Source organism: Cyclobacterium roseum (assembly GCF_010119225.1).
Classification (GTDB): Bacteria; Bacteroidota; Bacteroidia; order Cytophagales; family Cyclobacteriaceae; genus Cyclobacterium; species Cyclobacterium roseum.
The window spans coordinates 148,651-164,668 of the sequence record NZ_WNKF01000003.1; the positions used below are offsets into that span (position 1 = coordinate 148,651).

Genomic DNA, 16,018 nt, shown 5'->3' on the forward strand with positions numbered 1-16,018 from the left:
TAGTTAGTTGTAAATGAATGGTTCAATGGGCTTCCAGCCAATGGGTCCCCTTGCCTACTTCTACTTCCAATGGGACGGCTAATGGGATTGCCCCGGACATGAGTTTTGGTATCTCTTTTTCCAGCAGTGCCACCTCGTCCTTATGGGCATCAAAAACCAATTCATCGTGGACCTGAAGGATCATCTTGGATTTAAGGTTTTGGTTGATCATCCATTCGTACACCTGAATCATGGCCACTTTGATCATGTCAGCAGCGGATCCCTGAATAGGGGCATTGATGGCGTTGCGTTCGGCAAAGCCCCGCATGGTGGCATTTCGGCTGTTGATGTCACGTAGATAGCGCCTTCTGCCCAAAATGGTTTCTACAAATTCATTTTTTCGGGCTTTTTCGATACTTTGATCCATGTAAGCTTTTACGGCCGGGAACTCTTTAAAGTAGGCATCAATAATTTCTTTGGCCTCTGACCGGGGGATTTTTAGCCGCTGCGATAAGCCGAAGGGAGAGATGCCATAGATGATTCCAAAATTCGCAGTTTTGGCTTTCCTTCGCATGTCTCCGGTCACCTGATCCAGTGGCACCTGGAAAATTTTGGCCGCTGTAGTGGCATGGATATCCCTGCCCTCCTTAAAAGCGCCAATCATGGATTCGTCTTCGGAAAAAGCAGCCATGATTCGCAACTCAATCTGGCTGTAATCCGCCGCCAGGATCAGGTGGTCTTTGTCTCTGGGCACAAATGCCTTACGGATTTCCCTGCCCCTTTCCGTTCGGATGGGGATATTTTGCAGGTTTGGGTTAATAGAAGAGAGCCTGCCTGTCGCTGCCACAAACTGATTGTAGGTGGTATGGATCCGGCCGGTTTTGGGATTTATCAGACTGGGAAGGGCATCTACATAGGTAGACTTGAGTTTGACCAGCTGCCGGAAGTCCAGAATGGCCTGTGCGATTTCGTGTTCTATGGCCAGCTTACTGAGCACCTCTTCTCCGGTGGCAAATTGCCCCGTTTTTGTCTTTTTGGCCTTGGGGTCCAGTTGCAATTTCACAAATAAAATTTCCCCCAGTTGCTTGGGAGAGCTGAGGTTAAATTGCTCGCCAGCCAGCTCGTACACCTTTTTTTCGATGACCTTGCTTTCCGTCTCCAGCTCGCCTGACATTTCCCGGAGGCTTTCCGTATCGATTTTTACCCCTTCAAATTCCATGGCTGCCAGCACTTCGATCAGAGGGCTTTCTACCTCATGGAGCAGTTTTTCCAACTTATTTTCCTTGATAATCGGGTCCAGTTCTTTTTTTAGCAATAAGGTGATGTCTGCATCCTCGGCCGCATAATCCACCACTACTTCGGGATCAACATCCCGCATATTGCCCTGGTTTTTACCCTTTTTGCCGATCAAGCTTTCGATAGAAACCGGCTTGTAGCGAAGGTATTGCTCAGCCATCCAATCCATGGAGTGCTTTCCCTCCGGCTCGATCAGGTAATGGGCCAGCATGGTGTCGTATAGTTTACCGGCTACGCTGACACCGTAATTCATCAGTACCAGTATATCGTACTTGATATTCTGACCGATTTTGAGAATGCCTTCGGATGAAAAGACCGGCTTCAATAGCTCCAAGTAGTTCCTTACCGTATTTTTATCCTCGGGAAAGGGGATGTAATACGCTTCTCCGGGAAGGTAGGCAAAAGAAATCCCTACTAGGGCTGCCTCATTGGGATTGATGGAGGTGGTTTCGGTATCAAAACAGATCTCCTTCTGCAGGAGCAGGTAGCGAACCAGTTCGTCAATGGCCTCTTCTCCCGATACCTGATGGTAATTATGGCTCCGTGTGAAAATGGTTTGCAGGTGTTCCGGAACGGCTATTGGCGGTTCGGAATCCTCCTCGCTATCAACGGCTTCTTTTCCGGTAAACAAGCCTAACTGCTCGTTCACTTTAATACTCGGTTTTTTGATGGTTTCCCCGAAAACGCGCTTGGTCAACGTTCTGAACTCCAGTTCAGCAAAAAGGGCTTTGAGGTTTTCCTCATTGGGAGGTTCATAGGTAAGGGCTTTTTCATCGAATGCCACCGGGACGTCCTGGATAATCGTAGCCAATTCCTTGGATAACAGCCCCTGTTCCGCAAATTTTTCGACGTTTTCCTTTTGCTTTCCTTTCAATTGATCCGTGTTTTTGATCAACTCCTCTACCGAGCCAAATTGTTTTAACAGTTTGACTGCGGTTTTGGCCCCGATTCCGGGAATACCGGGAATGTTATCCACCGCATCTCCCATCAGTCCCAGGATATCCCGCACCTGGTCTACATTTTCGATGTCCCACTTCTCACAGATTTCTTTCGGCCCCATGATATCCACGGCATTCCCCATAAAAGCAGGTTTATACAGGTAAATATGGTCCTCTACCAGTTGACCGTAATCTTTATCCGGAGTCATCATATAGACGGTAAAGCTGGTCCTTTCGGCCTTTTTGGCCAGGGTACCGATAATGTCGTCTGCCTCGAACCCGTCCAATTCCAAGGTGGGGATATTGAAGGCCTGAACGATTTGTTTGACCCAGGGAATCGCTACGGCAATGTCTTCCGGTTGTTCCTGCCGGTTGGCTTTGTAATCCTCAAATTGCTGGTGCCGGAAAGTGGGCGCATGGGTGTCGAAAACCACGGCAATGTGGCTGGGTTTTTCTTTTTCCAGAACTTCCAGCAGGGTGTTGGTAAAACCGAGCATGACGCCGGTATTTAGTCCTTTGCTATTGATCCTGGGGTTTTTGCTGAAAGCAAAATGCGCCCGGTAGATCAGTGCCATTGCATCCAGAAGAAAAAGCTTTTTGTTGCCTTTAGCCATTTGTTGTCCGATTATTGAGGTTTTATAGGATTGATTCGGCGATAATTCTAATCAAATTCAGCACAAGTTAGTGAATTTTGGGCAATGCTTCGGATGGAAAAAAATAAGAATTTGCCCGAATAGTGCTCGCTATGAATATGCCTAAAACCGAAACGGGTGAGCCATTATGAAAAATAGAAAGATTGAGCCATCGGTACCCTTTCCGTTTTTTTGGTAAGGTTATTGATATAGGTAAAAAATCAAGTTTCGAATGATACGTACATTTTTGACATCATTAATTAATCTAATGTTTCACCGTAAATAGTAATTCTTATGAAAAAGATCGCATACTTTTTATCCATGCTGATGTTGTTGACTGCCATAGCACCTGCAGCCATGGCAAAAGATGGGTCGGCAGATAAGGAACCCAGTCCGGAAGAGCAGGCTCGTTTAGAACAATTAGATGAGCGGGTTCAGGAAATTAAGGACATGGACCTCAGGGCCATGGACAAGGAAGAACGTAAGGAAATCCGTAACGAACTCAGGGATATCAATAAGGAGGCCAAAGCCCTGGGCGGCGGCGTTTATATCTCTGCAGGGGCACTGATCGTCATACTCCTATTACTGATCCTTTTAACCTGATTAGTATTACCTCCGGTTTCTGAAAAGAAATGGGGGGTGCTTACTTTTTTATTAATATTTAACTCGCTCTTAAATGTCCTTCTCAAATAAATGTCCTTCTCAAACCCGAATGTTAGGGTTGAGATTTTAAATATTTTTTAACCTGTAACGCCCGCCAGAATATAAATGCCAGGGGAATCAGCCAAAGTGCCTCGTTGAAGAGCAGGTGAAAACCAAGGCGTTTGTTCCATTCCATGTTATCCATGTAAAGTAGGAGAAAACTTATCAGGGAAGCGACCTTTCCCAGTATCCCCAGCCCCATCAGGTAGATCCAGCTAATGGGGTAAAAAGCAGATAAAAACACCAGCAAGCCGGCCACCATTCCCAAGCTGCCATAGAAAAGGGTCCCGGACCAGCCGTCCAGGCTGTTGTCCATGGCCAGCCAGTTCAATACGGTGGGGCCAAACCATCTAAAAAAAGCACCCCAAAGGATCGCGTAAATGCCGGCGAGCAAGAGCAATCCCCGGTGGGGCATGGTAAACATGGGAAATTCTGGTTGACTGGAAGCGGTCTTCATAAATGATCGTAGGTAATCGTTTAAAGGTTAACAGATTTTTGCGGCGTTTTACCGCCGGTATTAATTTTTTATGGTTTCGGAAAAATACCGAAATCCCCAGAGCATTTCACTAATGAAATTGACGGGTTGGAATGTTTTTTTTATGGTCTTTGGCACAAAAGGTTCCAGGGTGACCCGAATATTTCGAAAACGATCCATTTCGACGGTAATGCTGAAACTCCCGGTAAGTTTAAGTAATTCCTTTGGGAAGAAAAGCTGTTGATGCACCTTTACGGGAGGACGATGAAACCCAAACTTTTTTTTGACGGCGGATTGGCTTTCTACTGCCATTTCAAAGGAGTCCGGACCCAATGTAAGCCTTGATTGACCGGTAAACCGGGGATTAAAGGCATGCCTGAGTTTGATTTTGTTTTTTATAAAGGAATAACAAACTTCATGGTTAACTTCTTTTTTCAGAAACAACTGATTTTGAGTAGCAAAAAAGTGCCAAATCGTATCAATTCTTTTCAGTTCCATAACTAGGTTTTTTGGGTATTTCCCAATGTTTTAAAGGAATGGGACGGTCCTGTATCAGTCAATTTAAGTTTTATTTTGATATTTTCAATAATTTTGTAATCGGAGCAGCTTCCCGGAGTTCCTTGCTTCTCCTTTTAAATAGGAGCCGCAAAGAGTGCTCAGTTGTGGGAAGTAATCTTTTCGAAATCCTGGAAAGTTTGCAGAAATGCTTTTCGCTCCTTTTCGTCTTCAAATAGTTTCACCCATCCTTCGTCCGCTTTTGCCCGAATACTGTTTAGATCCGTACTTAGCCAGTCTCTCAATTTCGTTGCGTTTTCCAAATGGGTATATCGGTTTCCTTGCCGCAATTCGAGCGAGTCTTTCGGCTTTTTATGCTCGTCCAGGTTTTGTAGCAGGAGGGGGGATTTTCCGATCAGACTGCCCTTTAGAACCAGAAATGGAACTGCCGTATTCCGGTTTTTCTGAACAATAAGCTCTATTTGTAGGCCTGATTTAAGGCTATCCGGATCAAAGTCCTCATGAACGTAGCGATCCACGGTTGGCAGTTGTTTTACCTCATAATCGATTCTTCGAATATTCTTAAAGAAAAGGAATCCCGCATCAGTGATGGCAAACTCAGGATCTTCTCCGGAGTTGCTGGCCCGGTATTCGTTAAAAAAAGAGAGCAGCAAAACCAGTCCCAGGGAGGCGGTCCCGAATATTTTCAGGAGGCGGTACATTTCCCGGCTCAATTGATCTTTATTTGATGTAGGTGTTGGCATCTGGTAGTAAAGGTAACCAAATTTTTAGCGGGATGGTTTATCTGAAAAAGGGCTAAGTCTTCCATGGATTTGGGCCTAAATTCTTTATTAATTGCCTATCTTTGCCCTCTTAAAAGAAATTGAAGGCTGTCTATGAGTAAAGAAGTACGCGTAAGATTTGCTCCATCCCCTACCGGAGCATTGCATATTGGAGGTGTGAGAACCGCTTTGTATAACTACCTTTTTGCCCGTAAAAATGGTGGAAAGTTCTTGTTACGAATTGAGGATACAGACCAAAACCGATACGTGCCTGGCGCAGAGGATTACATTAAAAATTCCCTGGACTGGATCGGTATCCGTCCGGATGAGAGTCCCTGGACGCCCGGAGAATGCGGCCCCTACCGACAATCCGAGCGCAAGTCCATGTACATGGAATACGCGCAGTACCTGCTCGAAAAAGGACATGCCTATTATGCCTTTGATACGTCCGAGGATCTCGAAGCCATGCGACAAAGGCTAACGGCCGCGAGGGTGGTGTCTCCCCAGTATAATTCCATCACCCGTACGCAGATGAAGAATTCCCTCACCTTACCTGCGGACGAAGTGAAGGCACGCCTTGATTCCGGAGAGCCCTACGTCATACGAATTAAAATACCTCGAAAGGAAGAAGTTAGGTTAAATGACATGGTTAGGGGATGGGTGTTGGTGCATTCCAATTCCCTGGATGATAAGGTTTTGATGAAATCTGACGGCATGCCCACCTACCACCTGGCCAATATTGTAGACGATCACTTAATGGGTATCACCCATGTGATTCGTGGGGAAGAATGGTTACCCTCCGCACCGTTACATGTTTTATTGTACCGGTATTTGGGCTGGGAAGACAGCATGCCCGAGTTTGCCCACTTGCCACTGTTGCTTAAGCCGGATGGAAATGGTAAATTGTCCAAAAGAGATGCCGAAAAACATGGATTCCCCATTTTTCCGCTTGAATGGAAAGATCCGCAGTCTGGTGATATGGTGGCAGGTTTCAAGGAAGCGGGTTACTTGCCGGAGGCATTCCTGAATTTTATCGCCTTCCTGGGCTGGAATCCGGGAGATCAGCGGGAGCTTTTTACCCTGGAAGAATTGATAGCAGCCTTCTCAATTGATCGAATCGGCAAGTCAGGCACTAAATTTGACATAAACAAAGCCAAGTGGTATAACGAGCAGTATCTCAGGCATAAATCCGATCGGGAACTTGCAGCCTATCTGCTGGCAGATCTTGAAAAGGAAAATCGTACGCTTTCTATAGAGAAGGCGGAAAAAATTGCATCAGTGATGAAGGAAAGGGCCACGTTTCCTTCGGATTTATGGAATGAAGGGAAGTTCATGTTAGTGGCACCGGATACGTTTGACCGGCAGGTAGCCGAAAAAAGATGGAATCAGGATGCCATTGCCGTTTTAAAGGCGTTCAAAAATGAATTGTTGGATGAATCAGTGCCCTTGTCCGCAGAATCAGCTAAATCCATGCTGGCAGCCGCGGCAGCATCGGAGGAGATAAAATTGGGCAAGGTGATGCAGGCCGTAAGGCTTGCGGTCACTGGAGTAGGAGCAGGACCGGATTTGATGCAGATTTTTGAGATATTGGGCAAGGAGGAATTGATCAAAAGAATAGATTTTGCGTTACATACGTTAGGAAACCAGTGACGATACCAAAATCTGGGACAGGAGTCGTATTTTAAAGAAGAAACAGTCATGGCTAAGAAGACGAAAAAAAAGGACATACCAAAGGTAAACGAGGAATTGGAAGGCTTTAATATGAATATAAATTCATTTGGAGAAATTTCCAGTTCTTTTTCCATTGATAAGATCAACGAGTTTCTTAATAAAAATGTGGATGACAAGAAATTGAGAGACCGGGAAGAAAGTAAAAAGCCCAAGAAAAAGGATGACAATTAATCGTGGATAATTCATAACTGCTTCTTTTTTCTTATGAAAATCGGTTGGCCTCTTTTGGTAATTATTTTTTTGGCTTCCAGTGATCTTATAGCACAGACCAGTGTGGGGATCCGTGGAGGATATACGGAGTCCAGTGCGTCCTACCGGGTTACCCTGGGTAGTTTTCCCCGCAGTGTCACGGGCCTGGCTGCCCCCACCTATTCCCTGGTGATTGAGCAATTTTTTGAGAAAAATGCAGGAGCACAGATAGAGTTTCAGTTCCTGACTACCGGCTATGCAGCAACAGATACGATCAACACGGGAAATGAAACCCAGTTTGATTACATTAAAATTCCGATACTATCTAATTTTTACCTGGGCAATTCGGGAAGGTTTCATATCAAACTAGGCCCACATGTGGGATACCTCCTGGATGTCAGGGATGTAAATCGGGTTGTGGAAGGGGAACTCGTCATTCCAACCTATGGGCAGCCGGCTGACGAACCCCGGAAATTGATGTACGGCTTGACGGCCGGTGTGGGGATTTCAAAGTTGTTTGGAAAGCATACCCTTCAGGGAGAAGCGCGTTATTCGTATGAATTTGGAAGGCCTGAATCCCAGGAACGGATATTTGACATCAATTTCACCCAATTGGAATTCACTATTTCCTACCTTTTCAGGGTGTTGGATTGAAGCTACAGGAATAATAATGTGGTGTAAAAAAAATGGTGTTATCAGTCTGTTTTGGTTTCGGAAATTACCTCCAGGATTTCAGAATAAATAAGCCCCTTTTCCCTTTCAATTTTTTCGTAGGCGATCCTTTCTGCCCCCATGTACCCGCCCATATGGTATCTTTGGTACCAGGGCAAAATGGAGATGGCCACATCCCATATGGAATACTGAAATGCCGTTTGCACGGCCAGTACTGCAAAACCAGCGTTTAGGAGGAAAGAATTGAGGCCATTTCGCCAATCGCCTGCGTACACCTGTCCCAGGCCGGGTATAAACATGCTGAGGATACGTGCCTTTTTGGGTGAGATTTTTTCTACTTTTTCCAGGTTTTTGAAGATCTGCTTAATTTCCTCCTTTTCTTCCGCATTCCCGGAGGGTAAAGCCCGCAAAAATTTTTTTTCGGATTCCGTAAAATTCCCCAGTCCAAAGTAGGTGATGCCTTCATAAAAATTCCTTTTCTGGCTAAAATAGGGGTTGAGATTATCCGGTAAATTAAAAAGTTCTATTTGGGCGTAACCATAATCTTTATTCAACAAAAGACTGGAGGTCTTTTTAAAGGTCAATTCTATTTTTATGCTGTCATTTTTTTCGGCAAAATAGGCAAGATCATAATACCTGGCCGCATTTTCAAAATCCTGCAGTTCATAGTAACAGGTGCCCATTTGGTGGAAAATTTCTTCCTGATAGGAGCCTTTGCCGAAAAACAACACCCGATGAAAGGTGAGTAGAGCCCGCTCATACTGTTCCGACTCGATCAGCTCATTGGCGAATGCAAACGTCTGATGCAGGTCTTGGGTGTGCCCCTTCGTTGCACCTAATAAACTAAAAATTAGTATAAAAAATACGCTCAATTTCTCTTTGACTATGTTCATTTAGTCGTTGATTATAGAATTTTGCAGATTTATGAGAACCAAATATATTTCCTATATAAAAAGCTGTAGAAACGGATGCAAATATCCAACCCCTTACACTTTTTGTTCCTGACCGACTAAAACCCCTGTGTGCTTGCCAGGCCGTGGTACCCACAAATAAAAGGGCTACTAAGCCGTCTTTCCAATCTCGGGTGTATACTTTCCCTGCACCCGGAATCAAAATGGATAACCCCGTTGCCAAAGCAGGACTTTTGTATTTTTGCTGCAAGGCAAGTTCGGTGATTTCTCTATAATTTGCAACTATGGGCTTCTGATCAGTAGCGACCTTATTGTAATATACCAGGGCATCCTCCCAATCGTGATTTAGTGCATTGCTGGTCCCTAAAAACAAGAATTTATCCTCCTTTGAGAGGGTATTTTCGTTTGTCAGGAAATCTTTTGCTTTATCAAACGCTTTATTTTTGAGTAGCATGAAAGCATATATTGGGGCTACTTCCGCTGGGATTCTCTCCTGCAGGGGATACATTAGTTGAGCTCTTTTTAATCCAAGGGCACTGTTTTCTGCACGGATATAGGTTGAAAAAAGCGTTCTCTGTAAATTTTTATCTTCAGGTTTTAGAAATACCAACCTTTCATATTCAGAAATGGCCAGCGAATACTGCCTGGTACCTAAAAGGTGCTCCGCAAAAGCTTTCGTATGTTCATAATCATACAAATCTTGAGCAGCGCAAGGAGTAAAATGAGAAGAAAGGCTGAAAATGGAAAAAATAAAGAACGTGATGATATTTCTCATTCTAATTTATCGATCATTAAGGTTGATTCCGGATCTTTTCTATACTTTTCGGGACTAAGTCCATTGCATCTTGTCAATCGATCAAAGGCATTGGCGGTGCCCAAAATAATCCCATGCTTTTTTATGGACATTAAAGCGTATTCTGAACAGGAGGGGGTGAATACACAGGTATTGCCATCTTGAGAAGAAATAAATTTTTTATAACCCAAAAATAGACCGGAAAAGACCATCTCCACCTCATTTTTACTTTCTCTGGCAAATTCATATTCTTCTTTTTCTTCCTCCTCAACCATAAGTTTTTGATGTGCTTTAACTTCTGGTAGGGATTGGGCTGTAACGAAAAAGTTAAAAAGGCTAATTTGGAATGCTAATATTATAAAGGTCTTCTTTCCCATTTTGATTAATTACGACGTTTTTATAAGTGGTTACCTGGTAATTTTGACCGGTCTCTTGATAGGTGATTTGTATGATTTCCGTTGGAAATTCACATCCACTTACATTGATGTAATCCTGATAAAATTGTTTACTTAACATTTTACCTTCGGTATTATAGAAAACGATCCCATTAAGTTTTTTATCAATATTGGATATAATTACCTTTCCCATTGCCTCTTTCAACTTCGTGTCATCCGGCTCCCAGGTGCTAATTACCATTTCACCGTCTTTTTCTACCTGCTCAATTTTGTATGGGCTATCCTTAAGCCCAAAATCGGATAGTTGGCCAGTTAAAGTAAAGTGAAAAAAGGAAGATTCTGGAATCAAAAAAGACCTTTTTCTATCCAGCAATTGGCGTTCCTTCATTCGGAAAAAAGAAGTGTCTTTCAAAACCCATATTTCCGGTTCCGGAAAGGTAATGTCATAAACGATTTTTTCGGAAACCTTGTCGTAGTAGACTTTACCCATTATCAGTTGGGAGCTGCCGTCGGCTAGTTTCTCTTTAATCGAAAAGTCCGCTTTTAACCTATAAAACTGTTGCCCGGAAATTATTCCGGGCAACAGTAGAAAAAACATAACAACTAGTGTTGACGCAATTTTTTGTTTCATTAAAACGGATAAGCGGAAAAAGCAAAAATATAAGATGCAGCTACAAGCAAGGCATACACACCACCTAGGGCAACACAACCCCAAATAGCTTTTCTGGTTTGTTCCTTATCTTCAGCATCAAAATGAACAATGGCGATACCTACCGGACCCAAAACACAACCCCAAAGGAATGAAGGAATACCTGCTACCGGGTGATCAGCTAAAATGGCTGCAAAATTATCCAGCATGTTCACACTTAAATTTAACTCGCCTTCCCGGGCAAAGTCCATCACTTCATTTAAAGTGACTCCCTGATTCGAAATCACATAGCTTTCTAACTCATTTAAATCAGAAATCTGAGCATCAATTTGTGCCTCGTTCAAGTCAAACAGGGCTGCTCTGGGGCTTTCTGCATGAGTGAAACTCACCAGCAGAAATGACAAGAATAAAAATAAAACATTTTTCATAAGTTAATTTAATTAAGTTTCACATGTAATAGAAGAATGAAGTACGTACGTTTAGCAAGTTAAACAAAAATAAAAGTTTAACACAACATAAATTACCTATTTTTTTGGAAGTAAATACGGCTCAGAACTACATTTAAGAAGATAAAATTAAGTTTGTTTTAAGGAATAGGGCTTTCTTTGGTTATCGAAAAAAATTATCATTTAATTGATAAAGTAATTTTTAGGTAAAATAAAAATGAAAAATTCATGTGTTTCCTTCTTTTTGTTTTATTGTAAAAAAAGAAAAACCTGGAGAATGAGCAGGACATTCTCCAGGTTTTTTTGCTTATAATTTATTTATAATGGCATGCTATTCAACATATTCATCCCAGTTTACCTCGGCTTGTGGATGAGGAAATTGAAGAAAAATAGATCCCTGGTCAAATGAAGTATCGATTTCATCCAGGCGCCCGTACCTGCGGGCATCGATCCAACGGTGTCCCCAGGGTTCAGCCCATAAGGAGTACCTCCGCTGGTACAAAATCTCGTCGATAAGGCTGGGCTGATCAGTAGCCCCGGTGTAATCTCCAATTTCTGCTGCATTCCGGATGATATTGATTGCTTGCACCGCAAGATCGGTCTCCCCCAACTGTGCATGCGCCTCTGCCTTTAGCAAAATCAATTCTTCATTCCGGATAAAAGGAATGGGGGTGGTGTTATTTGGCCATCGGTTGTCCTGATGGGTGCCTACCAGGGGGGTCGCATCGGTTGTAATGATTACCGGTTCCTCCCGTTCGAAAAATTTCTCGGCCACCCTTGCATCCCCTTCGGTAGCGTCTTCCAAAACGGAAGGATGCACCACCACGATGGTATTTATGGAGGCATCCCGAATGTAAAACAAGGGGTTAAATAAGTCCGGAGCACCAGTATACGGATGAGCAGGACCTGACTGCAGGTTCCCCTCCAAATCCATAAAAGAATTATCCAAGGCAGTTAATACACCTTCCCAGTCTTCCAGATAGGTATTGGTTCTGGCTAAGATGGCATTATTAATTTCCCGGATTCTTTCCAACGATGTAAATCCGGCAAATCCCGGGGTTAAGGTAAAAGGAAAATCACCGGTACCGGCTGTTTGCAGTAATTCGTCTGCGGTTTCGAGCAAGGAACGGGAGTGCTCCATACCCGCTTCGTAGGAAACGTAAGGGCCTGGATTAAGCGGGTCTCCCACGTCAATCCGGATGCCATTTTCGTAGACAAAATTGGCAGGAATCATAAATTGATAGGCCTGAATCATCCGGGCAAAACCGGAGATTGCCGCCTGCTCCGCGGAACTCAGGTTATTGGTGTTTTCCGCAGCGGAAATCAGCACATTAGCCTGTCTGATCGCCTGATAGGGATCGGCCCAAGATCCTCCACCGGTGGATCCAAATCCAAAATAAACCCGGTCGGGTTCTCTACCTGCCTGGCCAAGCCAATCCGTCTGGAAACGAGGGTCTGAACCGTTCAGATACCAGATTTCTCTCCCAAAGGTGTTCCATGCCCGGGATACATTTTCGACGTAATCCCTGTGCCGGGACTCCAATCCCGTTATCAAAAACTGAATTTGGGAGCGGGAGGCATTTTCACTGACACTTCCCACAGAGGGGTTGTTGGGATCATCTATTTGATCCAGTTCCAACGGGTTGCAGCTAACCATGAGTAGTCCTGCAACCACGCCTAATCCTATATATCTTTGTAGTGTGCTCATTGTCTTCATTGTTTTAGGATTAAAAATCAAGAGTTACGTGAAAGAAAATCCTTCTCGGTGTTGGGTAAGGGGCGATATCGACATTATTATCTACCGATCGTGCTCCAAAAGTGGACGTTTCGGGATCGTAGCCATCGTAATCGCTGAATAAAAAGGCGTTGTTTACGGACATACCTAAACGAACGCTTTCCAGTGCATTACCAAAAGTATTGCTTACAGAGGCTTTGGGAAGGGTGTAAAACAACCCTATCTCACGAACTTTTACAAAAGAGGCATCCTGAACCCATCTTCCGGCGTTGTTATAGGGAGCGGGTGGGCGTTGTCTTCCGTTTGGTACACCGTCATTATTATCATCTTCAAACCATCCGTTGGTAGTTCCTCCGGAATCGGAAAGGAAAGATGTCAGGTTGATATTATCCCCGCCTTGCCGCCATTCTACAAGGAACGACAATTCCAGATTGTTGTAGATGCGCATGGTATTATAGAAGGAAGTGTTGAACTTGGGCTGGGCATTTCCCCACACCGTAAATCCGCTTGGGTGATCCGAATCGGCAGGCGTACCAATAATGGTGGTTGGTGCAAAACCCTCGGCATAATAGAAGGTACCCAAACCGGTACCAAAGGCTCCCAGGTTATACTGCGGAATACCGAGGCGGGTCATATTCACCCGATTTTGCCAATACATAATTCGCGAAAACCAGTTGAAGTTCGCCTGGTCGACCACTGTCCCTGAGAGACTTAATTCCAATCCTTTGTTTTGCAGCTCCGCTTCGTTGCTGGGGATGGTATTCACTCCCGTGGATGGTGCCAGGTTCAGGTTCTGGATATTGTTTTGGGTGTTTTTAATGTAGTAGGTGGCTTCTAAGGCAAATCGGTTGTTTAAGAATCCAAAATCTACCCCAAACTCTAGTTCAGTAGCTGTTTCCGGCCGAATCTCTGTGTTACCTATCTGAAGTCCAACCACAGAACCTAACAAGCCCCCAATATTGGCTCCCTCAAGCCTGGAAAAGGTATTTCCGAATTCAACCGGTCCTGCCGTTTCACCGTAGGCGATCCTGGGTTTCAATTGGTTTATAAAACCGGAATTCCAAAAATCAAAATTTGCCAGATTTAACGCTAAGGAAGCCCTCGGAAAGCTATAATATTGATTGGGATCTCCATTCAGCGTAGACTTATCCCAACGAACGCCTACCGTACCGATGATTTTATCTTCAAAATTTGCTTCCTGTTGAAGGAAAATACCCGCTTCCTGAACCTCGCTTGTAAATTGTTCGACAATTTCCTGTACAGAGGCTTGCTGCAGGTTGGTTTGGCCCGGTACCAGACCCCGTCCCCTGTTAAATAAGGAACTGTTGCTAAAGTCCAGCCTAACCATACCGGCCTGGGAGTTCATGTTAACTTTTCCCAGATTAAAGTTATATACCAATGCCGCCTGAAAATTGGTATTAAAGCTTTCTTGCTTTCCCCAAAACACATCGCCGGGATTGGCCTGCCCGCGTTGGTATTGAAGAAACTCCGGCAGGTAAATCAACGTGGAATTTTGAAGAAAGTCTAATCCCCCGGCCACATTGGCTTTCAGGAAGCTATTGCTATTGCTAAACAAGTCAATGTCCAGGGTGAAGGCCTGAACAAAACGCTGCACGTCGGATGTGTTCTGCGCATGATCGGTGACCGCCGCAGGATTTTCGCTAAAGTAAGGATTGGTCGGGTAGACACCGTTTTCGTCAGGCCTGATATCAAAGTAATTTGGAATATAAGCCATGCTATATCCTATACTTGCTCCGGAATTGTTTTGGTTACCTGTAAATCCCCTATCTGATGTGGATTTGATATAGTTGGAGGACACCCCCAATTTGATCTTATCCGTGATATTATGGTCCAGGTTGGCTCTAAGCGAAAAGCGATCAAAACCGGTATTTTTCACTGTCCCGTCTTCTGAATTAATATTTCCGGAAACATAAAACTTCGTTTTCTCACTACCACCGGACACCGTCAACCGGGTATTGCTGAGTAAGGCCGTGTTGTTATAGAAATAATCTTCGTAATCAATCCGGGTTCCTTCTCTGAAGCGCTGTAATTCTAGAGGCCTTCTGTCTTCCGGGAAAAAGGCATTGATTTTTTCTTCACTCCAGTCGTCTGTTCCCAAAAGCCGTAATGGTTGCGCAAAACCGATGTCCTGGGAAAGGGATACTTTGGTTTTGCCCTCAGCTCCACGCTTGGTGGTGATGATGATTACCCCGGCGTTGGCACGGGTACCATAAATAGCGGCAGCGGAGGGTCCTTTCAGCACTTCAATGGTTTCAATATCTGCCGGGTTGAGATCAGCAAGTCTGTTGGATCCATCATCCTGACTCTCATTACCTGCACCGGTGACGGTAGCCCGTCCGGTTCGCTGGAAGGAGTTATTGATATAGACACCATCCAGTATAATGAGTGGCTGTGAAGCTCCCGTAAGGCTTGAAATTCCGCGCAACTGAATGGATAAACCTCCTCCCGGAGCGCCTCCATTGGACCGAATGTTTGCCCCGGCGATTTTACCATAAAGCGCCCCATCGGTGGTTTGGATGGTAGTCGTTCCGGTTAGCTCCCGGGAAGAAACGGATGAAACCGCGTTGGCTAGGTTGGACCGCTTGACGGAAGAGGCCAATCCTGTCACCACTACTTCTTCCAGATTGGTAGCGTCTTCCTGAAGGGCTACGCTAAGGGTAGTGTTGGTATTGGGCCCAACATCAATGTTTTGGCTAAGGTATCCCAAGGAGGAGATAACCAGGGTAGCCGACGCATTGTCATCGAAATTCAGATTAAACCTGCCATCCAGGTCGGTTACGGTTCCCTTTGTAGTGTTGCGAACCAGTATACTTGCCCCTATCATGGGGTCTCCAGTGCGTTCGTCGGTAATGATACCCGATACGCTGTACTGTGCATGCGTCCATCCCATACTGAGTAGGGACAAAAACATGACCAATGAAAATCGGTAAAGGTTTGACATAGAACTAAATTTAGATTGAGGTTAATTAACAATTAATGGTGATAAATTAATTAAATAGTCGTAATGATATTTAATAATAAATCGTAATGAGGCAAAAATATTGATTTTATTTTGGAATTAATTAGTTAGATAGTTTTTAATGTAATAAAAGCCCTGAGAAACTAAAATTGTTTTGCTTTTCTGAAAAAAATGGCGGGAAATTAGCCAGAAATTTTAAAAGTTAACTATTCTTAGCG

Annotated in this window: 15 protein-coding genes; 4 read left to right on the forward strand and 11 right to left on the reverse strand. The window is 44.2% G+C overall.

Annotation, left to right across the window (positions count from 1 at the left end; translation table 11 throughout):
- Positions 1-22: 22 nt before the first annotated feature.
- Positions 23-2,827, reverse strand: a complete 2,805-nt coding sequence (gene polA, locus GJQ68_RS05625) for a DNA polymerase I (protein WP_162416332.1) — start codon at positions 2,825-2,827, stop codon at positions 23-25.
- A gap of 312 nt (positions 2,828-3,139) precedes the next feature.
- Between polA and GJQ68_RS05630 the strand changes: the two genes are divergently transcribed.
- The gene (locus GJQ68_RS05630) at positions 3,140-3,448 is read left to right on the forward strand and encodes a hypothetical protein (protein ID WP_162416333.1); all 309 of its coding nucleotides are present in this window, start codon (positions 3,140-3,142) and stop codon (positions 3,446-3,448) included.
- Between the two features lie 112 nt (positions 3,449-3,560).
- Here the strand turns inward: GJQ68_RS05630 and GJQ68_RS05635 are convergent, their stop codons facing one another.
- The 3 genes from GJQ68_RS05635 to GJQ68_RS05645 form a co-directional block, all read right to left on the reverse strand.
- The gene (locus tag GJQ68_RS05635) at positions 3,561-4,004 is read right to left on the reverse strand and encodes an NfeD family protein (protein WP_162416334.1); all 444 of its coding nucleotides are present in this window, start codon (positions 4,002-4,004) and stop codon (positions 3,561-3,563) included.
- Between the two features lie 60 nt (positions 4,005-4,064).
- The gene (locus tag GJQ68_RS05640) at positions 4,065-4,520 is read right to left on the reverse strand and encodes a hypothetical protein (protein WP_162416335.1); all 456 of its coding nucleotides are present in this window, start codon (positions 4,518-4,520) and stop codon (positions 4,065-4,067) included.
- A gap of 158 nt (positions 4,521-4,678) precedes the next feature.
- Positions 4,679-5,281: a hypothetical protein gene (locus GJQ68_RS05645; RefSeq protein WP_162416336.1), complete on the reverse strand. Its 603-nt coding sequence runs from the start codon at positions 5,279-5,281 to the stop codon at positions 4,679-4,681.
- Positions 5,282-5,413: 132 nt separating this feature from the next.
- Here GJQ68_RS05645 and gltX point away from each other — a divergent pair, with 132 nt between their 5' ends.
- Genes gltX through GJQ68_RS05660 form a run of 3 tightly spaced genes read left to right on the forward strand, consistent with a single transcriptional unit; the run spans position 5,414 to position 7,873 of the window.
- The gene (gltX, locus tag GJQ68_RS05650; protein WP_162416337.1) at positions 5,414-6,949 is read left to right on the forward strand and encodes a glutamate--tRNA ligase; all 1,536 of its coding nucleotides are present in this window, start codon (positions 5,414-5,416) and stop codon (positions 6,947-6,949) included.
- A 48-nt stretch (positions 6,950-6,997) separates the two neighbouring features.
- Positions 6,998-7,201, forward strand: a complete 204-nt coding sequence (locus GJQ68_RS05655; RefSeq protein ID WP_162416338.1) for a hypothetical protein — start codon at positions 6,998-7,000, stop codon at positions 7,199-7,201.
- 33 nt (positions 7,202-7,234) lie between these two features.
- A complete protein-coding gene (locus GJQ68_RS05660; RefSeq protein ID WP_162416339.1) occupies positions 7,235-7,873 on the forward strand; it encodes a porin family protein in 639 nt (212 codons plus the stop codon).
- A 41-nt stretch (positions 7,874-7,914) separates the two neighbouring features.
- Here GJQ68_RS05660 and GJQ68_RS05665 read toward each other — a convergent pair whose 3' ends face one another.
- The 7 genes from GJQ68_RS05665 to GJQ68_RS05695 all read right to left on the reverse strand — a co-directional run bounded on the left by GJQ68_RS05665 (position 7,915) and on the right by GJQ68_RS05695 (position 15,782).
- A complete protein-coding gene (locus tag GJQ68_RS05665; RefSeq protein WP_162416340.1) occupies positions 7,915-8,784 on the reverse strand; it encodes a tetratricopeptide repeat protein in 870 nt (289 codons plus the stop codon).
- Entirely contained in the window at positions 8,735-9,412 is a 678-nt protein-coding gene (locus GJQ68_RS05670; protein WP_162416341.1) for a hypothetical protein, read from the reverse strand. The genes GJQ68_RS05665 and GJQ68_RS05670 overlap by 50 nt, the downstream gene beginning before the upstream one ends.
- A 161-nt stretch (positions 9,413-9,573) precedes the next feature.
- A complete protein-coding gene (gene yidD / locus GJQ68_RS05675) occupies positions 9,574-9,972 on the reverse strand; it encodes a membrane protein insertion efficiency factor YidD (protein ID WP_202927882.1) in 399 nt (132 codons plus the stop codon).
- Positions 9,932-10,588, reverse strand: coding sequence for a hypothetical protein (locus tag GJQ68_RS05680; RefSeq protein ID WP_162416342.1), 657 nt, complete (start codon positions 10,586-10,588; stop codon positions 9,932-9,934). The genes yidD and GJQ68_RS05680 overlap by 41 nt, the downstream gene beginning before the upstream one ends.
- Positions 10,589-10,620: 32 nt before the next feature.
- Positions 10,621-11,067 (reverse strand): hypothetical protein, encoded by a 447-nt coding sequence (locus GJQ68_RS05685; RefSeq protein WP_162416343.1) that lies wholly within the window; start codon positions 11,065-11,067, stop codon positions 10,621-10,623.
- Positions 11,068-11,416: 349 nt separating this feature from the next.
- Positions 11,417-12,793: a RagB/SusD family nutrient uptake outer membrane protein gene (locus GJQ68_RS05690; RefSeq protein ID WP_162416344.1), complete on the reverse strand. Its 1,377-nt coding sequence runs from the start codon at positions 12,791-12,793 to the stop codon at positions 11,417-11,419.
- Between the two features lie 19 nt (positions 12,794-12,812).
- Positions 12,813-15,782, reverse strand: a complete 2,970-nt coding sequence (locus GJQ68_RS05695) for a SusC/RagA family TonB-linked outer membrane protein (protein ID WP_162416345.1) — start codon at positions 15,780-15,782, stop codon at positions 12,813-12,815.
- Positions 15,783-16,018 lie beyond the last annotated feature (236 nt).

Excerpts from the sequence above, each read along its gene's own strand:
- GJQ68_RS05635 (WP_162416334.1), bottom strand. The coding sequence starts at position 4,004 with ATGAAGACCGCTTCCAGTCAACCAGAATTTCCCATGTTTACCATGCCC.
- yidD (WP_202927882.1), bottom strand. The coding sequence starts at position 9,972 with ATGGGAAAGAAGACCTTTATAATATTAGCATTCCAAATTAGCCTTTTT.
- GJQ68_RS05660 (WP_162416339.1), top strand. The coding sequence starts at position 7,235 with ATGAAAATCGGTTGGCCTCTTTTGGTAATTATTTTTTTGGCTTCCAGT.
- gltX (WP_162416337.1), top strand. The coding sequence starts at position 5,414 with ATGAGTAAAGAAGTACGCGTAAGATTTGCTCCATCCCCTACCGGAGCA.
- GJQ68_RS05695 (WP_162416345.1), bottom strand. The coding sequence starts at position 15,782 with ATGTCAAACCTTTACCGATTTTCATTGGTCATGTTTTTGTCCCTACTC.
- GJQ68_RS05680 (WP_162416342.1), bottom strand. The coding sequence starts at position 10,588 with ATGTTTTTTCTACTGTTGCCCGGAATAATTTCCGGGCAACAGTTTTAT.
- GJQ68_RS05685 (WP_162416343.1), bottom strand. The coding sequence starts at position 11,067 with ATGAAAAATGTTTTATTTTTATTCTTGTCATTTCTGCTGGTGAGTTTC.
- GJQ68_RS05655 (WP_162416338.1), top strand. The coding sequence starts at position 6,998 with ATGGCTAAGAAGACGAAAAAAAAGGACATACCAAAGGTAAACGAGGAA.
- GJQ68_RS05640 (WP_162416335.1), bottom strand. The coding sequence starts at position 4,520 with ATGGAACTGAAAAGAATTGATACGATTTGGCACTTTTTTGCTACTCAA.
- GJQ68_RS05690 (WP_162416344.1), bottom strand. The coding sequence starts at position 12,793 with ATGAGCACACTACAAAGATATATAGGATTAGGCGTGGTTGCAGGACTA.
- polA (WP_162416332.1), bottom strand. The coding sequence starts at position 2,827 with ATGGCTAAAGGCAACAAAAAGCTTTTTCTTCTGGATGCAATGGCACTG.
- GJQ68_RS05665 (WP_162416340.1), bottom strand. The coding sequence starts at position 8,784 with ATGAACATAGTCAAAGAGAAATTGAGCGTATTTTTTATACTAATTTTT.
- GJQ68_RS05645 (WP_162416336.1), bottom strand. The coding sequence starts at position 5,281 with ATGCCAACACCTACATCAAATAAAGATCAATTGAGCCGGGAAATGTAC.
- GJQ68_RS05630 (WP_162416333.1), top strand. The coding sequence starts at position 3,140 with ATGAAAAAGATCGCATACTTTTTATCCATGCTGATGTTGTTGACTGCC.